We start from the raw sequence: 22,023 nt of genomic DNA on the forward strand, positions 1-22,023 counted from the left end.
CTACATATTTAACGGGAAGTATTTTTGTAATGCCCACTCTATCCGAATACCTCTACAAGGAGGGATTTTATTGTCGCAACTTGATATCAAGCGGAAATTACCTATTTTACAAACACATGTAACTTTTATGTTACCTTTTAGTTACGAATCGGGAAAGAAAAAAGAAGTAGCAAAGTTGCTGGAACAAAATCAGTATGCATATTTTTGCTTGCGAGATGAGAAAAAGCGAGGGAATCCTTCTTATTACGGAGAATCGATTGTTGTGGAAGAAACAGAACTGGAACAATATTTTTATCCATATATCGAGCATAAACTTTTCCCTACTTCCATTCAGTCCAAAGGGTTTCATCGCTTCAGCAAATGCCAACAAAAGGAGTACCAATTTCAAATTCGCTCTGACCTTTATTCGTTCATCATTCATAGTACTGATATTGTATTAGCACCATTTGGTATTGGTTTTTTATCGATACGACTTGAATTGACCGATACCTACGAATACTCTGATGTACTCGATTTTCTTCAACATTTCCGAGCAGTCGAGTCAAATTTGGATGAAAATAAAGGTTCACATATCATTACTACTGAAAATACGAAGCAATCCATGCACGATTTCATTTTTACGTGTTTAAGCCCTTACCTAAAAGACATTGTTATACAAAATGATAGACTAAGAGGATACTTTGGTTCATTGCCTTACATTGAAGATGAGAGGATGTTCGTCACAACGTTCATGATTACTGAAGAAGGCCGTGAGCTGACTGATACAGATTTGTTTCGACTTGGCAGTTTAAATGGCAAAACTCCAGCCGGTGAACCTTTTATTGCAACAACAAATCCAAATTACATGCAGCGCTCTCTCTCAACTTCATTACATGACCGTTGGGGACCCAACTTGTTTATCGTTGCAACTGATCATGCATTTGCAACGATTTCTAACCGGCCCATTCAGCAACTGTCTACTGAATTGTCCCATTATATGGGTACACATTATTACAACATGCTCCTTCATTACTATTACAAAATCATGCTCCTTCGTGTGTCGTTCGAATATAGTGAAATCGAGTGGAAAAAAGATGAGCAGTACGTCCGTTCATTGATAAAACTTATTACATTATTTTCTTCTTGGTACTACTTTAAAGTAGTGAGTACACGAAGCGAAGGCAAGGAGTTGTCACGTCTATTCAGAGAAGCATTCTCGATTGAACGCTTGTACAACGAAGTGAGCAGTACTTTACAAGAATTATATAAAAGCCAAGAGAATAGCCAAGCAAATCGTGTTAATACATTGTTATTCATTTTGACAATTTTCACGGTGGTATCTGGCATTTACGGCATGAATCTAGTTATTGCAGATTGGGAGTCACCTTCAGGCTGGAAAAAATTCACTACCTATACGGTGTTTGAATGGATTTCTCTTATCACTGCTCTTGCTGGAATTGCCCTGTCTGGCTATTTGATTTTTTATACTTTCGGAAGAATTCTTCGCCAAAAATGGCGTAGTATGCGACATTCCTTAGATGATGAATAACACTTCGCTGAAGTCCTGAAAATGGATTTCAGCTTTTTTCATTGGAACCCTTGATTTCCAATCGTTTTTTTGTATAATAAGAAAGGTTTATAGTAAACTAAAAGTACAGTATTACTAAACTCCGTTTTTGGAGGAAGGAATGTTATCCATGCAAATAGGGAGTAAAATCAAGAGACTTCGTCTTAAAAAAGGATTAACGCAAGAAGAGTTAGGTGAACGGACGGACTTGACGAAAGGTTACATCTCACAATTGGAAAGGGAAGTTACCTCTCCTTCCATTGAAACATTGTTCTCCTTATTGGAAGTCCTCGGAACAACTCCGAAAGAATTCTTTGAAGATCCGAAGAAAAACCTGAAAGTGGTCTACTCACCTCACGATCAAACAACCTATGTCAATGATGAACTCCGCTATAAAATACGTTGGCTAGTGCCCCGCTCGAACGAAAACGAAATGGAGCCAGTCCATATCACTTTTTCATCGAACGGAGAATTTAAGCAATTTGAACCCTCTTCAGCAGAAACATTCATTTATGTATTGACAGGGAAAGTGGAAATTGAATTGGGGAAACGTACATATACAGCCAACAGAGGCGACTCTGTCTATTATGATGCGTCGGATCATCATCGGATTTTCAATGCACATGACGGGCCAAGTGAACTGTTACTCGTCGCTACAGAATCTTATTTATGAAAGAAGGAGGATAACAATTATGACAACTGAACCAATTATTCGTTTTGAAAACGTAAGCAAACAATATGGTGAAGATACAACGGTTTTGGATGGTGTCTCGTTTGAAATGGAACGGGGGAAATTTTATACATTGTTAGGACCTTCAGGTTGCGGAAAAACAACAATCCTTCGGCTAATTGCCGGTTTTATTGAACCAACTGAAGGCACGATTTACTTTAACGGGAAAAATATTAATACGGTCCCAGCAAATGAACGTCAAGTAAATACCGTATTTCAAGACTATGCTCTCTTTCCTCATTTAAACGTGTATGAAAATGTCGCGTTTGGCTTACGCATCAAGAAAGTAAAAAAAGCTGAAATCGATACACGTGTAAAAGAAGCGCTAAAATTCGTAAACTTGGCTGGTTATGAAAGTCGGGAAATTACAGAGATGTCTGGCGGTCAACGTCAACGTGTAGCGATTGCAAGAGCAATCGTCAACGATCCGGAAGTCATTTTATTAGATGAACCCCTTTCGGCCTTAGACTTGAAACTGCGCTCTGAGATGCAATATGAGTTACGGGAATTACAGCAACGTTTAGGAAAAACATTCGTGTTTGTTACACACGACCAAGAAGAAGCACTCGCGATGTCCGATGAAATTTTCGTCATGAATGCAGGTTCCATCCAACAATCAGGCACACCAATCGATATTTACGATGAGCCGATTAACCGTTTTGTTGCTGATTTCATCGGTGAATCCAATATTGTTTCCGGAAGAATGATTGAGGATTATGTAGTCGAATTTACAGGTAAACGGTTTGATTGTGCAGATGCAGGATTACAGCCAAATGAGAAAGTAGATATCGTTTTGCGGCCAGAAGACTTGGAAATGACGACGGTCGATAAAGGAAAATTGAATGTGACTGTCGATACACAGTTGTTCCGTGGTGTTCATTATGAATTGTCAACATACGACAGTGACGGTAATGAGTGGCTCGTTCACTCGACAAAGAAAGCTGAAGTTGGAGCTGTCATTGGACTAGATTTTAATCCTGAAGATATTCACGTCATGCGATTGAATGAATCTGAAGAAGACTACGATGCAAGACTTGAAGCCTACGGAGCGATTGCTCATGAAGAATAATCGACTCCGTCCCGTTTATACGATCCCTTATGCTGCATGGATCATCTTGTTCGTTCTTGCACCGATTGCACTCATTGTGTACTATTCATTTTTCGACTTGACCGGCAATTTTACACTTGAGAACTATCAAAACTTCTTTTCGTCCGTTTATTTGACGTTGACGCTCAGTTCTTTTTGGTATGCATTTCTCATTACATTTTTTTCGTTGCTGATTGCTTACCCAACTGCATACTTATTGACAAAAACGAAGCACAAGCAACTTTGGCTATTACTGATCATCATTCCATCATGGATTAATTTGTTACTGAAAACGTATGCTTTTATCGGTTTGATGGGATTGTATGGACCTGTAAATGCATTTTTAGATGTAATCGGCATTGGCAAACAACAAATTCTGTTTACGGATTTCAGTTTCGTCTTTGTTTCGGTTTACATTTTCATTCCGTTTATGATTCTTCCGATCTTTAATGCACTTGATAAGTTAAATCCAGCTTTAATTGACGCCTCACGTGATTTAGGTGCTAACTCATGGACAACGTTCAGGCGGGTCATTTGGCCGCTTACCATTAATGGTGTGAAATCGGGCGTTCAAGTCGTATTTATTCCTGCATTATCACTCTTCATGATTACAAGACTTATTGCGGGGAATAAAGTCATCACACTTGGTACAGCAATTGAACAACAATTTTTAGTCACGCAAAATTGGGGCATGGGGTCCACCATTGCCGTATTCCTTATTTTGTTCATGTTCATTATCATGCTCGTAACAACAGCTAAAGAAAAGGAGGCGACTAACAATGGAAAGAATCGGTAAGCTTCCTAAACTTTTTTTGGCGGTCGTTTTCATTATTTTATATGCACCCATCTTTTATCTCATGTTCTACTCATTTAATTCGGGTGGTGGCATGTCAAACTTCGAGTCTTTCACGCTTGAACATTACGCAGCAGTTTTCGAAGACAAACGACTCATTATTATCGTCATCAATACAGTTATTGTCGCCTTGCTTTCTGCCTTATTATCGACAACCATTGGGGTAATGGGCGCACTTGCCATCTATTTCATGCGAAATAAAAAAATGCGGAATGCAGTATTGTCGTTGAACAATATCCTAATTGTCAGCCCAGATGTTATCATTGGTGCTTCATTTCTCATTTTGTTTACAATTCTTGGCGTGAAGCTAGGTTTTGCATCTGTTTTGATTTCACATATTGCCTTCAGTATTCCAATCGTAGTGATCATGGTATTGCCTAAACTTGCTGAGATGAATCCAACGCTAATTGACGCTGCACTAGATCTAGGAGCAACGCGAAAGGATATTATGAGGAGAGTCATCCTACCTTTCATTCAACCCGGAATATTTGCTGGCTTCTTCTTAGCTTTGACCTATTCATTAGACGATTTTGCAGTTACATTTTTCGTTACCGGAAATGGCTTCTCCACGTTATCGGTTGAGATCTATTCCATGGCAAGGACAGGGATCAGCTTGACGATTAACGCCTTATCCGGTCTAATATTCATCGTCACCGTCCTATTAGTCGTCGGCTACTACGCCATTAATCAAAAGTTAAAGACTCCTTTTGCGGGGGTGAAGAAATGAAATCTTTATTACAAGTAGCAATACTTATTTTAGCTGTATCTGGAGTTCTCTTCTTCATTAAGGGAGAATTGAGCGAAGGAAGCAAGTCAGGAAAAAATACAATTACCGTCTATAATTGGGGGGAATATATTGACCCTGAATTACTAAAACAATTTGAGCAAGAGACAGGCTATAAAGTCATTTATGAAACATTTGACTCCAACGAGGGAATGATGGCAAAAATCGAGCAAGGCGGAACAGCATACGACATATCCGTCCCATCCGAATACATGGTTGAAATGATGGTCGAAAAAGATCTTCTTTTACCGATTGATTATAGTAAAATTCCAAATATCCAACATATCGATTCTTATTTTCTCAACTTGCCATTCGATCCTGGCAATACGTACTCAATCCCGTACTTCTGGGGCACTGTAGGAATAGCTTTCAATCCAACGCTTCTTGAAGGGCAAACGTTCGAAAGTTGGGATAATCTATGGGATCCTTCGTTAAAGCAACGTGTCATCCTCGTAGATGGTGCACGCGAAACAGTTGGTATGGGCTTAAACTCATTAGGGTACTCGCTAAACTCAACAAACCCTGCTGAACTTCGGCAAGCTGTCGACAAGCTGAAAACACTCAAGTCAAATGTTAAAGCAGTGATTGGCGATGAAGTAACCCAACTAATGATTAACAATGAAGCCGCAATCTCCTTAACATGGTCTGGGCAAGCTGCAGATATGATGTATGAAAACGAGGATATAGACTACATCGTTCCAGAAGAAGGCTCAAATTTATGGTTTGATAATATTGTTATTCCAAGAACGAGTAAAAATATTGAAGGTGCCCATGCGTTCATTAACTTTATGTTAGACCCTGAAGTAGCGGCTCAAAACGCAGATTATGTTGGGTATTCCACACCTAATCAAACTGCTTTGGACCTTATGGATCCTGAAGTTGTATCAGATGAACGGTTTTATCCCGACGAAGAAACAAGAAGTGAATTAGAAGTATATAAAAATCTCGGGCTTGAATTACTAGGAATCTATAATGAACTGTTCCTTGAATTCAAAATGGATTTGAACTAAAGACAAATTAATCGTATTATGATGACTGGAGTTTTGCATTCCGGTTCAGACTTGAAAGTTCACTTTATACGAATTCTTAAAATGCATGGAGGCATATCGCCCTCATGCATTTTTATGTACTGTTCCTGATTTGTTTTACGCTTCGCATGCCTTTAAATCTCCTATTAACTAACCAAATCGTTTCCTTTTCTCAATCGTGTGTATTTGGCTATTTACTATGGTAAACTATTTCAATAACGTAATTACTATATTGAAAGGCGGTGCGCATTTGACAGGTTCAAAATCCACCAATATCGCACTTATCGTTTTGATGTTCAATATGTTCATCGCGATGGCGGGCATCGGTCTAATTATTCCGATCATGCCTGAATTCCTAAAAACTTTCGGCGCCGCTGGTATGGTACTCGGATTCCTCATCGCAATCTTCTCTTTTGCTCAATTCATCTTTTCTCCTCTGTCAGGAGATCTTTCAGACCGACATGGCAGAAAGAAAATCATTATTATTGGCTTGTTCATATACGGTGCTGCGCAACTCGCTTTTAGCTTATCTACAGAATTATGGATGCTTTTTGCCGCAAGATTCTTTTCAGGATTTGGTGCAGCTTTTCTTGTACCGCCAATGATGGCATTCGTTGCGGATATAACAACACTCGAAGGAAGAGGAAGAGGAATGGGCCTATTAGGAGCTTCCATGTCGTTAGGTTTTATGATTGGACCAGGCATCGGGGGATTCCTTTCAACAATTAGTTTACATTTTCCATTTTATTTTGCTGCAGGTGCTTCCTTTTTTGCAGCACTCTTATCGATCATCATTTTACCGAATCCTACACCAACAATTTCAATGGAAAAACAGCAAAAACGACAAGATCATCTTTTTAAGCAACTAGTGAAATCTACAAAAACACCTTATTTTGTCTTACTAATCGTCATGTTTGTATTTTCATTTGGATTGGCTAATTTTCAATCGACGATTTCTTTGTATGTCGATCAAAAATATGGCTATACGCCTACCCAGATTGCAGTTCTCATCACAGTCGGTGGGTTTGTAGGCGTTATCGTCCAAACATTTGTCATCAATCCATTGTTTAAGCGATTTGGGGAAATGCGTATTGTTCTTGTCAATCTTCTCATTGCAGCCGGTGCGATGCTCGCAATTCTTTTTGTAGATCTTTTTTGGACGATTCTATTGGTCGCTACTGTGTTTTCCACCGCTACTTCCCTCTTGCGTCCAGCAGTCAATACGCTCGTCTCTAAACTTGCAGGAGAAGAACAAGGTTTTGCAGCAGGTATGATGAATGCATATATGAGTTTAGGAAACATGTTTGGACCAGCACTTGCAGGCTTTATATTTGATATAAATTATACATTTCCTTACATACTCGGAACTGCGATCTTACTCATTTGCTTTGCCATTGCTAATGTCTGGTCTGTCAAAAAGAAAAGTATCATTGCAACTACACGGACTTAATAAGTTCCACTTACAGTCCTTACTATCTACAAACAAAAAGCCCCTTACTCTCTCGCATGTATGCTAAAGGGTAAAGGGCTCAAATTTTATTATCTTCTCTTTTTCGCTTTTAATAAAGCACCTACATGGTCTTCGGTCGATGAAGGCGTGGAGACAGACTCCGTATCATCTTTCTTTCTTCGTACAAGTCCTCCTAACATACCAAAACGACGCAATGTAATATCTACGAAAAACAGAATCATTCCTAGCATCACAAGCCACTGAGCAATCGGTAGCTGATCGGCACTTTTATAAGGATGAGGACGAAAAGCTTCTGTTGGATCTTCCAGTACTTTCCCCCCTGTACGTTCTGAAATTTTTTCTAATAGCTGAACATTCGGCTCAGCGTATTTGAATTCATCACTATAAGGAACAGAAACACCCGCTTCAAAGAGTCCTCCTTTATCGTCTGAAACTCCAAAGAATACAAGTCCAGGATCAGTATCCAGCGTAACTCTCACTTTCCCCGGTGCGAGTGGTTCAGAGACAAAATTCACATCATTTCCTTTTTCATTTACAATGGCAATATCCAGGAACGCTGAATTTTTCGAAGTATCCGTCACTGTATATGTGCCTCCACGTTCATGCGTAATTAGATACGGGACACTTTCATACGACGGTAGCAATCTAGAAACAGCCGCGTTCCAGAAATCACCATATCCTCCCCACCTCGCAAGATCTCCAGCCCATTTACCTGTAGAATCAGATGTAAATGCAACGGTACGTCCTAATCCATACATCCATTCAGCAAGAATAGGGTCTTCTTTCGGACTCTCAGCGACAATCGTTGACGTGCCTTTTGGAGTTGTTGCGATATATGCATTCATTTGTGGAACTCCTTCTGTAAAGAGTGAAGTCCATTCAGGCACATTATTCAAATTCATATAAAATGGATTGTCCTCAATATATGTTCTCGTCAGCATAGAAGTCTCACGGGTTAGAATAGCAGGGACTGTCGACTCATCGATTGCATTATAAAATCGGCCTCCCCCCAATTCAGCGAGTTCTTCCAATAGACCAACATCTGCATCTGTGCCAATTGATACGGTAGATAAAGTAACGTTATTTGTCTTACCTTCCGTAATGATGTCTTCATAATCCGAAGGCATCGATGATTGGCCGTCCGTCAGTAAAATAATATGCTTCCTCTGAAGCTTCAAATCTGCCAAGTCTTCATATCCTTTTGCAACGGATGGGAAAATATCAGTTCCGCCTGCTACCGGTATAGAAAGAATTTGATCGATAACATCTTGTTTATCTCCCAGTGTCCCTACAGGAATGACTTCCCAAATTTCATGATCAAACGCTGTAAAACCAAACGTATCATCATTTCGGAGAAGATCGACTGCTCGGGCAGCAGCTTCCCTTGCAATGACAATTTTAGATCCCGACATACTGCCAGATCGGTCCATTGCAATGACAAGTCCAAGAGATGGTAATTGCTCTTTCCCTTTCACTTCCATCTCAACAGGTAACACCCTCTCAATTGGTGATTTAAAATAACCACCAAGTCCAAAGCTATCTTCACCACCGACCATCATGAAACCTGTACCGAAATTTTTAACAGCTTGTTCAATCACGGTCATTTTATGCTCACCTACAAGATGACCAGGTACATTGTCAAAAATAATGGCACCATACCCTAAATAACCCGACAACGTTTCAGGCAGTTGTTCAGCTTGCAAAACATCGACATCCATTGCATTCTGATCCAACAAAGAAGGTATGACAGATGGATTACGTTCAGTTTGAACAACGAGCACTTTCGGTGATTGCTCCACCATTGTTACGGAAAGCATTCGATTGTTTTCGAGTAGACCATCATTTGGAACAATGAGCTTCGCTTCATATTTCAACAAACCGGACCCTTTTGCCTCCATGGAATAGGTGAAGACATTCCCACCTTCGTCCAATACAACTTCTTCCCGATTAATCTCTTCATCGTTTCGGTAAATAAGCAATTGCCCCGCTGTCTTAGACGATGACTCAACTTCAACACGAAGTAGCTGCTTTTCTCCTTCAAACGCAGTTCGCGGCGTGTCGAATAATGAAATGGACGCATCTGCCACATTCGTTTTCTTCAATACAACGGTATCAATCTGGACATGGCTATTTTCATACTTCGGGAGCAATTCCTCGATCGACCCATCCGTCTCCAATCCATCCGTTAACAGAACAAGTCGAGTTGCTACATTCCTTTTTGCTAATGCAACAGACAAATCGACCGCGTTCGCAATATTAGTCTTATTCGCTGTAGGTAACGGTTCAGGAGATGCTATAGTTACTGCTTGGTCTGTCAACTGATGATCTGTTCGAAAGCCACCTCCGAATGAATAAATGCCGGAAGCTTGATACTCTTTACGTTCTTTTAAACTATCCGCAATCCATTGATCAGCTAGCTGACCGGCATCTTCAATCGATACAGACCTATCCACGACAAACAAGATTTGTTCTTCTTTATGCGGTAGATTAATATAGGGAACGGTTAGTGCAAATACAAGGGAAAGGATGACTGCACTTCTTAATACAAATAAAATTGCACCTTTACTAATGACTTTTAATTTTGATGCTTTCCACGTATAACCCATATACAGTCCAATCGGAACAAGCAAAAGCAGCCACAACGGTTCAACTATTCGGATATCCACGACGTCTTTGCACCTCCCACTCTAGTACTAACAGAAGGAGAACTGGCAATAAAAACAGCCAACCTATCAACCTTTTACCTTCTTCTTGGTTTTTCTGTTGGGTAGAACCGAGTTGATAGCCTTTTCCATCTGCAACTGTTTTTTCTGCAGCATCAAGTTGTACAGACAGAAAGCTCTCATTACCTTCATCGAGTAACTTATAGATGCCTGGTTTTGAAGGGGCAACAAAACTATTGCCATCCGTGAATGTCGTTACATATTGATCATCAAGGGTGAATAGTTCTAGGGATTCGGCTCCGCCTGTCACAATTGCTTTACGTTCATTTGGTGTAAAAGAGCCGATAAGTTCACGATCCGTTCGCAACAACTCTGAAGCACTCCAAAAAAACAACGGAAACGACGGATGTAATGGCCAATCTGTTAAGTCGATATCTGTTAATACTACAATATCCCCTCGAGAAGACTGCTGAATGAAAGGCCTATCATTGATTGAAGCAAGTGTTGTGAAACCCTCAAATGGAGGATAGAGTTCACTTACATACACTTCTTCAATCGAAGCAACTGTAAATAATGGGTTTGGTACCGTCTCAATGTCCCCCGCTACTTCTTCTGCCGAAACGTCATTTCGCCCAATTAACAAAATTGGTTCCGTCCCTTCATCTAAAAAAGAGGTCTGATTTGTGACAAGTATCGCTTGATCTCTTGATAGGTTCAATTCATTTGTAGAACCAGTTGTTACAGTCAAGCCAATTGCCTCAAATGCTTTTTTCACAAGTTCATGGAGCTGAACGTCAACAATAACTTCCGTTGACTCTTTTCCTAACAACACGATTGCTTCATTATCCAAAAGATAGTCATCTTCCGCTTCTATCTTCACACTAACAACAGTCATTACTGGTAACTCCTTAAAGCTTAATAGCTCTTCCGATTGCCCTTCTACAACTACATTTTCTGACGCAAGCTGTTCACCCGTCAATTCATTCTTCAGCAGGACTGTCCCTTCCAGCTTCATCGCTGACTCATTTTTCAATTTGACAATTGCTTCTGTATGATTCTGAGAGGAAACAGCTCCAAACTTTTCAATCGCAATATTCGTGAGTGGTTTGTCGTTGTTGTGAACGTTCCACGATATACCATTTTCGTTTTCCATAAAAAATGAACGATCCAAGTAATCTGTAAAAATATGAACATCTGCGCCGCCTGTTTTTGCAATAGATTGGACGATTTCAATTGCCCGATCCATATGTTCATGTTCGTAGTTCAGTTCCAATTGATCAATCGTCCCTAAAATCAAGCGTAAATCTTTTTCTTCCCGCAAAAGGAAAGAAGGCTCTTTACCAGTTGTGATAACGGAAATCGCTTCCCCTTCTTTTTCTTCTGCTAGAGCAAGTAATTTTTTCTTGTTCCGCTCAAACAACGATACTCCGTCAACCATAGCCCCCATTGAGGCTGATGTATCAATGACAAAAATTGAATGTTCTCCCACCACGTTCTCTTCAGCAACATAAGGCTTTAGTAACACAAAGAGAAACAATAATAACGCAGCCATTTGTAAATAAAACAAAGCATTTTGTTGTAGATTTTTTAAATAGGGCGATACTTTCGTTTCACGCATCGACCTTTCCCAAAATAAAGTGGATGAAATTGTCGTCGTCACGTATTTCTTCCGAAAAAAATAATAAAGAAGGACGGCGAGCGGGAAAATTGCCGTCCACAAATTATTCAATTGATCCAAACCCACTTAGCCGTCCCCCTTCAACGTAGCCAACCAATATGGCGCATCTTCTTAGTAAACACTTCCATGACGCCATCTGTAACTTCTGTACGCACCAGCTGGATACCGTATTTATTCGCCAGTGCTCGTATTTCCGCTTCATGCCTACTTTTCTTTTCTTGATACTGTTGTACGATACGGTGATTTAGTGATACTTCCACGATTGCTTCATCCTCAACATCAATAAATCTTACATCCCCTTCATAAGTCGGCACTTCTTCTGTACGAGAATGTATTGTCATAACACGGACGTCTCTGCAAATACCCGGAAGTCTTTTAAAAAGCAACTCCCACTTTGACAGTTCTTCCAGCCCGTCTGTAATGATGAACAATACCGTAACGGCCTTTGGAACATGACGAAGCGCATGATCAGCAAAACCATTAGGGGACGACGGTGCTGGTAGTTGCGAAACGAATTTTTTAAAGGAAGCCCGATGGAGTGCCCCCTTCTTTCTGAAGAAATAGTTCTGCTCTGCTGTCCAAGTTGAAAAGGAAACGGTATCACCGCTTTTTAATGCAATCTGTCCAAATCCAATTGCAAGCTGGCGAGCAAAGTCCCACTTGCCATCCGTTCCCATCGATTTTGTGGAATCGAGCAGTATATGTATCCGCATCTCCTGTTCGTCCAAAAATTGTTTAATGAACGGCTTATCTGTACGGGCAAACACATTCCAATCGATGTGGCGCAAGTCATCACCGGGATGATACTCTCTAAAATCAGAGAAATCCAATGAAGTACCTGTTTTCGTTGAACGATGTGTCCCTTTATGGTGGCCAAGACGCCGTGATTTTGTCGCAATGGTTAGTGCACCTAACCTTTTTGTCAAACCATCCGGAAAGAGTTGTTCACCCATTAGACAGATGCTCCTTGGCGAATCTCTTCCAATAATTTATCGATCAACTGATCTACGTCGACACCTTCCGCTTCACCTTCATAATTGATGAGGACCCGATGGCGTAATGCAGGTTTAGCGACTGTCTTAATATCAGCAATTGACACATGGAAGCGTCCAGAAACAAGCGCTCTTGCTTTTGCTAAACGAATAATGGACTGCAAGCCCCGCGGACCACTTCCGTATTGCACGTACTGGCTCCATTCGTTACCTGTTTCAACTTTTTGATGGGTTGCAGCAATCAAATCGACTGCATAATCGACCATTTCATCTGCAATTACGACAGTTCTAACCATTTCTTGTGCTTCAATGATTTTAGTAGCTGTCATCACTTTTTCTACACCGATTGTACGAGGTCCTGTCGTTCGCTTCATAATTTCTTTCAATTCTTCTTTTGTTGGATACGGAAGTAAAATCTTGCACAAAAATCGGTCCATTTGCGCTTCAGGTAAAGGATATGTCCCTTCCATTTCAATCGGATTTTGAGTTGCCAATACAAAAAATGGATTGGCCATTTTTCTCGTTTCACCGAGAACCGTTACGGTCTTTTCTCCCATCGCCTCTAACAGAGCACTTTGGGTTTTAGGTGTCGCTCGGTTGATTTCGTCTGCAAGGACCATTTGGCCAAATATCGGACCTTCTTTGAAGATAAATCGTTGAATTCCATCCTTATCACGTTCTAAAATACTTGTGCCTGTAATGTCTGCTGGCATTAAATCAGGCGTAAATTGGATACGCGCAAAGGATAGGTCCAACACTTCAGAAATTGTTCGAATAAGCATTGTTTTTCCGAGACCTGGTAAACCTTCAAGTAATGCGTGACCGTCAGCTAATATGGAATACAGACAAAAGTCAACTGCTTCTTGCTGGCCAACGATGAATTTCCCGATCTCACTCCGCACTTCAGCAAGTTTGCTACTCATTTCTTCAAATTGTTCAGGTGAAAAAGACATGTATACATCCCCTATCATTTATCATTCAATTGATGAAAAGTAATCAGAAAGGACACGTTGTAAATCTGCTGGAAGTTTCAATTTATCAGACCCTTTTAGATACGCATCTTTGTAATTTCCGATTACTTCTTTATACGGACGTATCGTCCCTTTCTCTGTTAACCCTTCCCGCTCGTTCTCTTCGATGAAATCCCCTTCACCAAGTTTTCCACTGTCGATAGATGAATTGGTTTGTTTTCCTATTCTGTTTGCAGGAATGGATAAAAGGTCACGACCACCTTTTCCAGTACCTGCTCCCATTCCACTTCCCGGCCCTTGACCTTGACCTTGGCCCTGGCCTTGACCTTGGCCCTGGCCCTGGCCTTGGCCCTGGCCTTGACCTTGGCCTTGGCCTTGACCTTGGCCCTGACCTTGGCCCTGACCTTGACCTTGACCTTGACCTTGACCTTGACCTTGACCTTGACCTTCGCCTTGACCTTCGCCTTGACCTTCGCCTTGACCCTCGCCTTGGCCTTCGCCTTGACCCTCGCCTTGGCCCTCGCCTTGACCTTCGCCCTCGCCTTGGCCTTCGCCTTGACCTTGACCAGGTTTACCGTTTCCGCTTGAATTACTTGAACCAGATTGTGTAGATTTTCCGGCATTAGCCAATGCAGGCAATGATGGTGCTTTGCCGATTTTATTTAAAGCACTTTGAGTCTTCCCGGCTTGTTGTGCTAATTGGTCAACGAGAGGTTGAAGTTGATCCAACTCCTCTTGTTCGGAATCATTCAGCCCTTCAACAGATTGTTTCTCAGTTAACTTTTGTTCTTTCAATTTTAGCTCTTTCTGTTTTTTCACTAGCTCCTTCAGCAACTGCTCAGATGTTGGACTTTCTTTTAATTGATTAGCTAGTTCTTCGAGTTCTTTTTTTAACTCCGGTATTTTTTCTTTCTTCGCTAAATCTTTTATTTCCTTTTTCAACTCTTCAACAATCTCTTTTTCTTTTACAACTGCCTCTGCTTCTTCTTGTGCAGCTGACGGGAACAAAAAGAGCAACGTTGAACAGATTGAAAAAACAAAAATACCCACTATCATTTTTGCATGGATAAAATGCTTATCCCGTTTCTTGAATTTTTCGTACGCAGTCGGTACTTGCGCTTTTGCATTACCGACTAGTACATCGGCTAAATTTGTTTGTTGGTCGTTCACATCCAAAGCCGTAACAAGAAGATTGTGCGGTAAATAATGATCCAGTCTCCACACAGCTTCTTGACGATGAATTCGTTTCAAAAGGATAACAATGACGGCGATGAGAAGTGTGCCAAAAGATGCCCAAAAAGCAATCTGCTCATAGTAAGGCAGGATAAACAATCTGGAAGCGGCAAGTATTACCGTATAAACCAGGATGGAGATGAACAAACCTGTTTGCAATTGATAAATCGATCGCTCAAAGCGAAGAGCTCGTAACGCACGATCTACATATCGTTGTAATGCTCTTTTCCCTTCCAAAAAGTTCACCTCATTTTAATTTTTTCATATTAACACGCAATCTCTTTACTGCAATGAAAAGAGAAAACATGGTAAGAATACCGTAGAAAATTAAATAACCTGCCCAAATAGGAAAATCGATATTCGTCATCTCATGAATGGTTCGATTCATATCAGGTGATAAAAAAGTAGCAAATAAAACCGCCGGATTAATGGACGCCAAAAACTGGCCTAAATAGGACGGTGACATAGATGGTGAACCCATTTGTGTATACATTTTCATTTGCATCGTTATGATGAAAAGGAAGCCAGTTACGACCGAAAGGAACAACATTGAGCCATACGTGACAATCATCGACACAATTGTTCTACGGAGTAATGTCGAAAACATTACGCCTAAGCTTCCGATTGCAAGCAATGTCACAAATAAAAATAGAAGCATTTTTAAAAAATGCATTGGCGAAATACCACCAAACAAAAACACCAAACTGTAAACAGGAAGACCTGCAACAATGAGTAATAAAAGAAATGCTACCGAAGACAACATCTTTCCAGAAATGATTTGGAAAGAGCTTTGAGCTGTCGTCAATAGGATCGGTAATGTCTGCTTTTCCCGTTCAGAACTTATAGCTCCCGCAGTCAAGCCAGGTGCCGTAAACAGCACAAGACCTAATTGTATATAGGATAGAAACGCAAAGAGAACGAAACTTTGACTTGGTCTGAAATAAGAGCTACCACCAATATTAACGGTGAGAAAAATGTATCCAAAGACAAACACACACATTGCAAGTAAGAAAAACAAGATGCCGTTGAAGCCTTTAAAGGATCGGAAACGCAATTTCAGCTCTTTCGCAAGAACAGGATTGTTGAAACGCATAATCAGTCCGCCCCTTTCGTTATTTCCATAAAGACATCTTCTAAATTCGTAATATGCTCCATGAACGATAGTATTTGTATATTTGCAAGCATTGCTTTTCGTAACATATTTGCTTGCTCAATATCCGTTCCTCTATAAGTGAAAGAGAATCCATCGTTTTCCTCAAGCAATTCAACAGTACTAACATAAGGTTGTTCTTCAAAAAATGTAATCGCTTCTGCTCGATCACCGACTGTGCGCACTGTAATTTGCTTTTCACCTTGCAATTTTTTTTGAATTTCCGTTACAGATCCATGTGCAATTAACTTCCCATTATCAATTACACCAATTTCATCACACATCTCTGCGAGTTCCGGCAAAATATGTGATGAAATCAAGATGGTTTTACCCATCCCTTTCAGTGTTCTTAAAATGTCACGCATTTCAATTCTTGCACGAGGATCAAGTCCTGATGCTGGTTCGTCTAGAATCAGAACTTTTGGATCATGTATAAGACTTCTTGCCAAACATAGTCTTTGTTTCATCCCACGGGATAATAAGTCAACATACGAATATCTTTTATGGGATAGATTAACAAGTTCTAGTAATTGTGGTATGAGTTTTTTTCTTTCATCTTCTGGAATTCCATAACTAGCTCCATAGAAATCCAAATATTCATCCGCTTTTAACTGATCGTATACCCCAAAGAAATCCGGCATGTAGCCGATCAACTTTCGTATTTCATCCGGTTTCTTTCTCACGCTAATTCCGTTAATGAAAACATCCCCTGAAGTAGGTTGCAACAAAGTCGATAAAATGAGAAATGTCGTTGATTTGCCTGCTCCATTTGCACCAACAAATCCAAAAACCGTCCCTTCATCTAACGAAAGGTTTAAATTATCTAACGCAGTAAATTGGCCATATTTTTTTGTTAGTCCCTGTATGTCAATCATTTCTTCACCTCGCCATGCAACTTGATCATTGGGGGTTGTGCCTCATTGCCATGCTGTTTATTGATAAAGTCCAATTTCAATTTAACGACCCCATCTGTTGTTAGGTAACGATCTAACGTATCAATTGTCAAACTCGTTTCCGATTCAAGTGGTTCGTATTCGTTTGTTTGGATATTTAATATACTCACATCATACAAGTTCTTCTTAATCTTTGAGATATCCATGGACTTCCACGTAAACGCTTTTTCTAGCAAATCTTTCGGTAGATGCCATGATTGGATGTATACATCTTCGTCAAAATAATACATGTTCCCTGCGTACCCACTTGAATGTGCAGGCATATTATTCACTTCAGACAAAAGCTCCATCGTCATCATTTCGGCATCAACAGAAAAAGCTCCGCTAAATTCGATATTCGGTGTAAAAGCTTGTGACACCATCGTGAATGCATCTGTTGATGCTTTTGTGCCTTCCAATTCAACTGGAATAATCTTTGTATCTGTGTAGCCGATTACGACTGGCTTTGGTTGGTTATTCATGAAATCACCAGAAAAAGAAAGGACACTATCTTTACGCATTTTCATTAGATCATCCGTCGTCGCAGCAGGTTGATAACCCATATACATGGAATTTGAGGACTGCTTTCTGATGAGCGTAGATGTTTTTAACGTTTCATTCACTTTCACTGTTTCTCCAGGACCTAAATCACCAACTGTAATTTGTTTTGTTCCAGACCAAATCGCCACATCACTTAATGGAAAAGGAAAATTGTTTGTAATTTCACCCGTTAACTGTTTATCTTTTACGGTCAGATCAATTGCAAACGTACCGACTTCGTTTAATGTCGTTTGACCAAAAACGGTCGCAACGTCCCAGTATCCGACGTCTCGTACATACAAGTTCAAACTACTCGCATCTTTTTCCAGTATCGCCCTTTTATGCGCACTCGTCCCCATTTGAGAAGGACCGAAGAACCCTGAAGAATACGGTGTAAATGTTGATAAAATCGTCTCACGAGGTGCTGTGAACACGAAGTCTCCACCTTTATGTGTTAAAATCGATTCAACAAAATACCCTGTCATCGTTCCGTCCTGATTGACATCGAAAACAGATGTCTGTTGAATTTGTGCTTTCCCAATACGATCGTGCGCACCATATGCAAAAATGAATACGGAAACGACAATTGATATGGCTGGGATGATCCACCAAGCATGTTCCCGTTTGTCTTTCCGTTTTAAAACAAAATATAATACAGGGATAATAATAATGATATATAGAATGATGATTCCGAAAATTAACGGAGCGGAAACTTTAAAAGAAGGAAACAATTCATTTGCATTACCGATTGTCCAGCGCAAAGAGTCCATCGGTTGGTCATAATAGTTCATACTTCCGCCTACCATTAATGATTGTTGCACATTATTCAGAATCTGATTCCACACGATAGTTGCATCAGATACTTTTGAAAATGGTTCATCCCCAACCGAGAAGGCAGTCTGTACGACCATTCCTTTTCCGAGTTGGTTGGAAGCGGCTAATATGTCTGAACCAGATGCATGGATAACAGTTGCTCCCTTGTTCAATGTCGCCTTTGCTATTTGAATATCTTCTGTGAATCCTTTTCTTTTTGTCCAGTCATTAAAAACCTGTGGGCTGATTGTTTTGTTTTCAGCAACTTTAAGAGGCAAAAATTCAGCAAAAGTACCTGCCTCGGCATCTACATGATCCGATCCACCAAACACGATGATGCCTCCACCTCGAACCCAATTCACAAGAGATTCCTGCTCTGATGGAGATAAATCCGCAACTGGATATTCGTCTATGATAATTATATCAGCCGGTCCCCATCCAGCAGCTTCATCAGGCAGTTTAATGGATGCCACTTTTGTGCTATCAATCACTTGAGTAGAAGAAGTATTATTCAATCTGATGCCTTTTACTGCAGAAAGTCGATCAACGTTATCTGTAAACGTTGTGATGATTTTCGTATCTTCGTGATACATGGCAACCGTTATTTGTTGAGAACCTTTATGCTGAATTTCTTTACCTTTTTTCCATCCACCTTCATAAAAGTAAATAGATTTCGTATTTAATCCATACATATTAAAATCAAACATTTTCGAAATAACAAAAGATACGGTTTTTGTTTCACCTGCTTCTATCGACAAAGGAAAGACTTCTCCAACACCCGATTCATACGTTTGTTGCGTATCGATGACCATGTCACCGTTAAATGTTGAAGTTCCATTATTCTCGACTTCAATTAGAATCGGTGCTCCTTTTCCGTATTTTGCCTTGCCGTCAAAACCCGCAGACACCTTCACTTTTAATTCTGGTGCTGCAGCCGCATGGACAGTTGGCAGGAACAAGCATACAGTTAGCAGCATTGCTATGATTGCCCACTGTTTTTTCCACATGTAGACTCCCCCTAATCGGCAATTGCCATTTATCTATTTAGCTTTCTTAATTAGTACGTAGGAAAGGAAAGAAAGTTCCCCTTTATTCTGATTCTTTTCTTAATTTTTCAGCATGCGCCATAACCACTTCTGTAAAAGCACTTACTTGCTTTAACGCAAATGTGGAATCATACCCAATCAGCCATGTATCCCTTGTCAATTCGAATTCTTCTTCACTATTCAAAAGAGGAATTTTGTTTACTTTTTCATCGCCCGTTAACGTAATGTTTGGCAAAATCGCATAACCAATTCCATTCAGTGCAAGTTGTTTGCACGTCTCAATTTGGTCGACTGTAATTTGACGGCCGGGATATTGAGAAAAATGTCGTTGCCACCATCTCTGAATTTCCATGTAATAATTCGAATCACTTTTGAATTGAATGAACGGTCGATCTGTATTTTTCAATTCATCAATGGATTGTATTTCTTGATCGACTAAATACAATTTATCCCTAAATAAATACGTTTTCTTGCTCTTCCAATCCACTTGTCCACGTACAATTCCAACATGGGCCTCCCCATCATAGAGAGCTTTCATAATTTCAGAACTCCAACCTGTCATGAGAGAAACTTTTGCATCGGGGTACATTCTGACAAATTCTTTTAATACTTGCGGCAACCAAGTTTGCCCAATAATGGATGCACACGCAATACGCAACGTACCATGTACTTTATCGGCAAGTGAAGCGATCATTTCCAATGTTTCTGCTTTCTTTAAAATCGTTTCTCTTGCATACGCGATAACAAGTTCGCCTGCAGGTGTCGGTTCCAAGCCTTTTTGTGAGCGGATAAACAGCATTGCACCCCACTCTTTTTCAATCGTCTGTAGACGTTGTGACAATGCCGGCTGCGAGAGAAATAATCGCTCAGATGCTTTGCGCATGTTTCCTTCTTCAGCAAGTGCTTTAATAATTTCCAATTCAGTTGTCGTCACGTTCATTCATCCTCCCTCTTGGAATGCGTAAAATGAGTAATACACTTATGACGGCAAAGAGAAGCACGACAATATAGACCCATTGCAATGAACTGTCCAATGCTTCTTGGAGAGATTGCAACTTCAACGTTGGCAATAACAATCGCTCATCTAAGGTTAATAGTGCGTTTATATCATTTACTTCATAAAAAAGGTGCTCTCGCTTAAAAATAGATAAAAGTGATCCATTTAGGACTGCACCAAAAATAGCTGCTCCAATTGTATTGCCGAAATTTCGCATAAACATATTTGCAGCTGTAGCCGTACCTCTTTTTTCCCGACCAACAGATCCTTGGATTGTGACAGTGAACGAAGTGCTTGTTAGCCCCATGCCGACACCAATGAAAAAGCTGGCAACTGCTGCCCATACCGGTCCTGATTCGCTTGACATGAAGACGAACAGAACAGCACCAACAATGAGAGAAAGTCCACCAACAAAAGAAACTGGAAAAGGTCCAAATCTCACTAATAAATGCCCAGCAACAGATGATGCAATAGGCCAGCCAATGGACATCGTCGTTAAAGTAAATCCAGCAATAATTGCAGGTTGTTCCATTACGCCAGTTACAAAAGTCGGCAAATAAGTCGAAACGCCAATGAGAATGACACCAGTCGTCAATGAAACTAGATTGGCATAGAGGATAACCGGATTTTTCCAAATAGAAAATGGCATCATCGGATCTTCTGCAACACGCTCGACAAAAATGAACAAAGTAAATAGTGCAAGACCCAAAACGAGAAGGACAAAGCTAATAGCAGAAAGTCGGGGAAACCCTTGTCCTCCTTCAACCAACCAAAAAAGAAGGAACGATAACGACAGCGTCAGTAATAACGCTCCTTTCTTATCAATTGCCACTTTACGTTCAACTGCTGGTTCATGCAAAAACAAATAGACACCGGCCATCGCCAATAGTCCAAGCGGAACATTTACCCAAAAGATATATTTCCAATCTACGTATTGAACAATGAGACCACCGATAACTGGTCCTGAGACGGCAGATATCCCCCACACACTCGACAAATAACCTTGTATTTTTGCTCGCTCTTCCGTCGTGTAAATATCTCCTACGATCGTTGTAGCAATCGGCATCACTGCACCAGCGCCTAACCCTTGAATGAATCTGAAAACAATTAACATTTCCATGGATGTCGCCAAACCACAAAGAATAGAGCCGATTAGAAAAATCGAAAGTCCTAAAAAAAATATTGGCTTTCGGCCAAATAGATCAGCAAGTTTCCCATAGACTAAAACTGTCACCGTACTCATTAATAAATAAGATGAAAAAATCCAACTATATCTTGAAAAGCCCCCCAACTCTGCTGCAATTGCGGGCATAGCTGTGGAAACAATTGTCGCTTCAACAGCCCCAACGAACATTGCAAGCATAACTGAAACAAGCACGAGCGGCCGTTTTGTCGTTATACCTTTCGTCATATTCTTCCCTCCATGACCCAACCATAATTTATGTATACAATTAGGAAAAGGCCCCAATTTGGAGCCTTACTTGTTACGCATACTGACGAATCAGACTA

Annotated in this window: 17 protein-coding genes; 7 read left to right on the forward strand and 10 right to left on the reverse strand. The window is 40.4% G+C overall.

Annotation, left to right across the window (positions count from 1 at the left end; translation table 11 throughout):
- Positions 1 to 70: 70 nt before the first annotated feature.
- From QT711_RS01955 to QT711_RS01985, 7 genes are all read left to right on the forward strand, one after another.
- Positions 71 to 1,528, forward strand: a complete 1,458-nt coding sequence (locus tag QT711_RS01955; protein ID WP_317941800.1) for a hypothetical protein — start codon at positions 71 to 73, stop codon at positions 1,526 to 1,528.
- A gap of 148 nt (positions 1,529 to 1,676) precedes the next feature.
- Positions 1,677 to 2,219 carry a helix-turn-helix domain-containing protein gene (locus QT711_RS01960; RefSeq protein ID WP_317941953.1) on the forward strand — a complete coding sequence of 181 codons (543 nt, stop codon included), beginning with the start codon at positions 1,677 to 1,679 and terminating at the stop codon, positions 2,217 to 2,219.
- A gap of 19 nt (positions 2,220 to 2,238) precedes the next feature.
- Positions 2,239 to 3,345 carry an ABC transporter ATP-binding protein gene (locus QT711_RS01965; RefSeq protein WP_317941801.1) on the forward strand — a complete coding sequence of 369 codons (1,107 nt, stop codon included), beginning with the start codon at positions 2,239 to 2,241 and terminating at the stop codon, positions 3,343 to 3,345.
- Complete coding sequence (locus QT711_RS01970) at positions 3,335 to 4,159, forward strand: ABC transporter permease (RefSeq protein ID WP_317941803.1); 825 nt, start codon at positions 3,335 to 3,337, stop codon at positions 4,157 to 4,159. The genes QT711_RS01965 and QT711_RS01970 overlap by 11 nt, the downstream gene beginning before the upstream one ends.
- Entirely contained in the window at positions 4,143 to 4,943 is an 801-nt protein-coding gene (locus QT711_RS01975) for an ABC transporter permease (protein WP_317941804.1), read from the forward strand. Before QT711_RS01970 ends, QT711_RS01975 begins: the two co-directional genes overlap by 17 nt.
- Complete coding sequence (locus QT711_RS01980; RefSeq protein ID WP_317941805.1) at positions 4,940 to 6,010, forward strand: ABC transporter substrate-binding protein; 1,071 nt, start codon at positions 4,940 to 4,942, stop codon at positions 6,008 to 6,010. Before QT711_RS01975 ends, QT711_RS01980 begins: the two co-directional genes overlap by 4 nt.
- A gap of 217 nt (positions 6,011 to 6,227) precedes the next feature.
- Complete coding sequence (locus QT711_RS01985) at positions 6,228 to 7,478, forward strand: MFS transporter (RefSeq protein WP_317941806.1); 1,251 nt, start codon at positions 6,228 to 6,230, stop codon at positions 7,476 to 7,478.
- An 89-nt stretch (positions 7,479 to 7,567) separates the two neighbouring features.
- Here the strand turns inward: QT711_RS01985 and QT711_RS01990 are convergent, their stop codons facing one another.
- The 10 genes from QT711_RS01990 to QT711_RS02035 form a co-directional block, all read right to left on the reverse strand.
- Positions 7,568 to 10,165, reverse strand: a complete 2,598-nt coding sequence (locus tag QT711_RS01990; protein WP_317941807.1) for a VWA domain-containing protein — start codon at positions 10,163 to 10,165, stop codon at positions 7,568 to 7,570.
- Positions 10,146 to 11,906 (reverse strand): vWA domain-containing protein, encoded by a 1,761-nt coding sequence (locus QT711_RS01995; protein ID WP_317941808.1) that lies wholly within the window; start codon positions 11,904 to 11,906, stop codon positions 10,146 to 10,148. The genes QT711_RS01990 and QT711_RS01995 overlap by 20 nt, the downstream gene beginning before the upstream one ends.
- A gap of 14 nt (positions 11,907 to 11,920) precedes the next feature.
- Positions 11,921 to 12,793, reverse strand: coding sequence for a DUF58 domain-containing protein (locus QT711_RS02000; protein WP_317941809.1), 873 nt, complete (start codon positions 12,791 to 12,793; stop codon positions 11,921 to 11,923).
- Positions 12,793 to 13,785, reverse strand: a complete 993-nt coding sequence (locus QT711_RS02005; RefSeq protein ID WP_317941810.1) for an AAA family ATPase — start codon at positions 13,783 to 13,785, stop codon at positions 12,793 to 12,795. The genes QT711_RS02000 and QT711_RS02005 overlap by 1 nt, the downstream gene beginning before the upstream one ends.
- Positions 13,786 to 13,806: 21 nt before the next feature.
- Positions 13,807 to 15,282, reverse strand: a complete 1,476-nt coding sequence (locus QT711_RS02010) for a hypothetical protein (protein WP_317941811.1) — start codon at positions 15,280 to 15,282, stop codon at positions 13,807 to 13,809.
- Position 15,283: 1 nt separating this feature from the next.
- Positions 15,284 to 16,135 (reverse strand): ABC transporter permease, encoded by an 852-nt coding sequence (locus tag QT711_RS02015; protein ID WP_317941954.1) that lies wholly within the window; start codon positions 16,133 to 16,135, stop codon positions 15,284 to 15,286.
- Positions 16,132 to 17,061: an ABC transporter ATP-binding protein gene (locus QT711_RS02020; protein ID WP_317941812.1), complete on the reverse strand. Its 930-nt coding sequence runs from the start codon at positions 17,059 to 17,061 to the stop codon at positions 16,132 to 16,134. Before QT711_RS02020 ends, QT711_RS02015 begins: the two co-directional genes overlap by 4 nt.
- Positions 17,058 to 19,478, reverse strand: a complete 2,421-nt coding sequence (locus QT711_RS02025) for a DUF7408 domain-containing protein (protein WP_317941814.1) — start codon at positions 19,476 to 19,478, stop codon at positions 17,058 to 17,060. The genes QT711_RS02020 and QT711_RS02025 overlap by 4 nt, the downstream gene beginning before the upstream one ends.
- Positions 19,479 to 19,560: 82 nt before the next feature.
- Positions 19,561 to 20,457, reverse strand: a complete 897-nt coding sequence (locus QT711_RS02030; RefSeq protein ID WP_317941815.1) for a LysR family transcriptional regulator — start codon at positions 20,455 to 20,457, stop codon at positions 19,561 to 19,563.
- Entirely contained in the window at positions 20,438 to 21,925 is a 1,488-nt protein-coding gene (locus tag QT711_RS02035) for an MDR family MFS transporter (protein ID WP_317941816.1), read from the reverse strand. Before QT711_RS02035 ends, QT711_RS02030 begins: the two co-directional genes overlap by 20 nt.
- Between the last annotated feature and the right edge of the window lie 98 nt (positions 21,926 to 22,023).

It is taken from the genome of Sporosarcina saromensis, from assembly GCF_033253735.1.
GTDB classification, from domain to species: domain Bacteria; phylum Bacillota; class Bacilli; order Bacillales_A; family Planococcaceae; genus Sporosarcina; species Sporosarcina saromensis.

Excerpts from the sequence above, each read along its gene's own strand:
- QT711_RS01960 (WP_317941953.1), top strand. The coding sequence starts at position 1,677 with ATGCAAATAGGGAGTAAAATCAAGAGACTTCGTCTTAAAAAAGGATTA.
- QT711_RS01965 (WP_317941801.1), top strand. The coding sequence starts at position 2,239 with ATGACAACTGAACCAATTATTCGTTTTGAAAACGTAAGCAAACAATAT.
- QT711_RS01970 (WP_317941803.1), top strand. The coding sequence starts at position 3,335 with ATGAAGAATAATCGACTCCGTCCCGTTTATACGATCCCTTATGCTGCA.
- QT711_RS01975 (WP_317941804.1), top strand. The coding sequence starts at position 4,143 with ATGGAAAGAATCGGTAAGCTTCCTAAACTTTTTTTGGCGGTCGTTTTC.
- QT711_RS01980 (WP_317941805.1), top strand. The coding sequence starts at position 4,940 with ATGAAATCTTTATTACAAGTAGCAATACTTATTTTAGCTGTATCTGGA.
- QT711_RS01985 (WP_317941806.1), top strand. The coding sequence starts at position 6,228 with ATGGTAAACTATTTCAATAACGTAATTACTATATTGAAAGGCGGTGCG.
- QT711_RS02000 (WP_317941809.1), bottom strand. The coding sequence starts at position 12,793 with ATGGGTGAACAACTCTTTCCGGATGGTTTGACAAAAAGGTTAGGTGCA.
- QT711_RS02005 (WP_317941810.1), bottom strand. The coding sequence starts at position 13,785 with ATGTCTTTTTCACCTGAACAATTTGAAGAAATGAGTAGCAAACTTGCT.
- QT711_RS02020 (WP_317941812.1), bottom strand. The coding sequence starts at position 17,061 with ATGATTGACATACAGGGACTAACAAAAAAATATGGCCAATTTACTGCG.
- QT711_RS02025 (WP_317941814.1), bottom strand. The coding sequence starts at position 19,478 with ATGTGGAAAAAACAGTGGGCAATCATAGCAATGCTGCTAACTGTATGC.
- QT711_RS02030 (WP_317941815.1), bottom strand. The coding sequence starts at position 20,457 with ATGAACGTGACGACAACTGAATTGGAAATTATTAAAGCACTTGCTGAA.
- QT711_RS02035 (WP_317941816.1), bottom strand. The coding sequence starts at position 21,925 with ATGACGAAAGGTATAACGACAAAACGGCCGCTCGTGCTTGTTTCAGTT.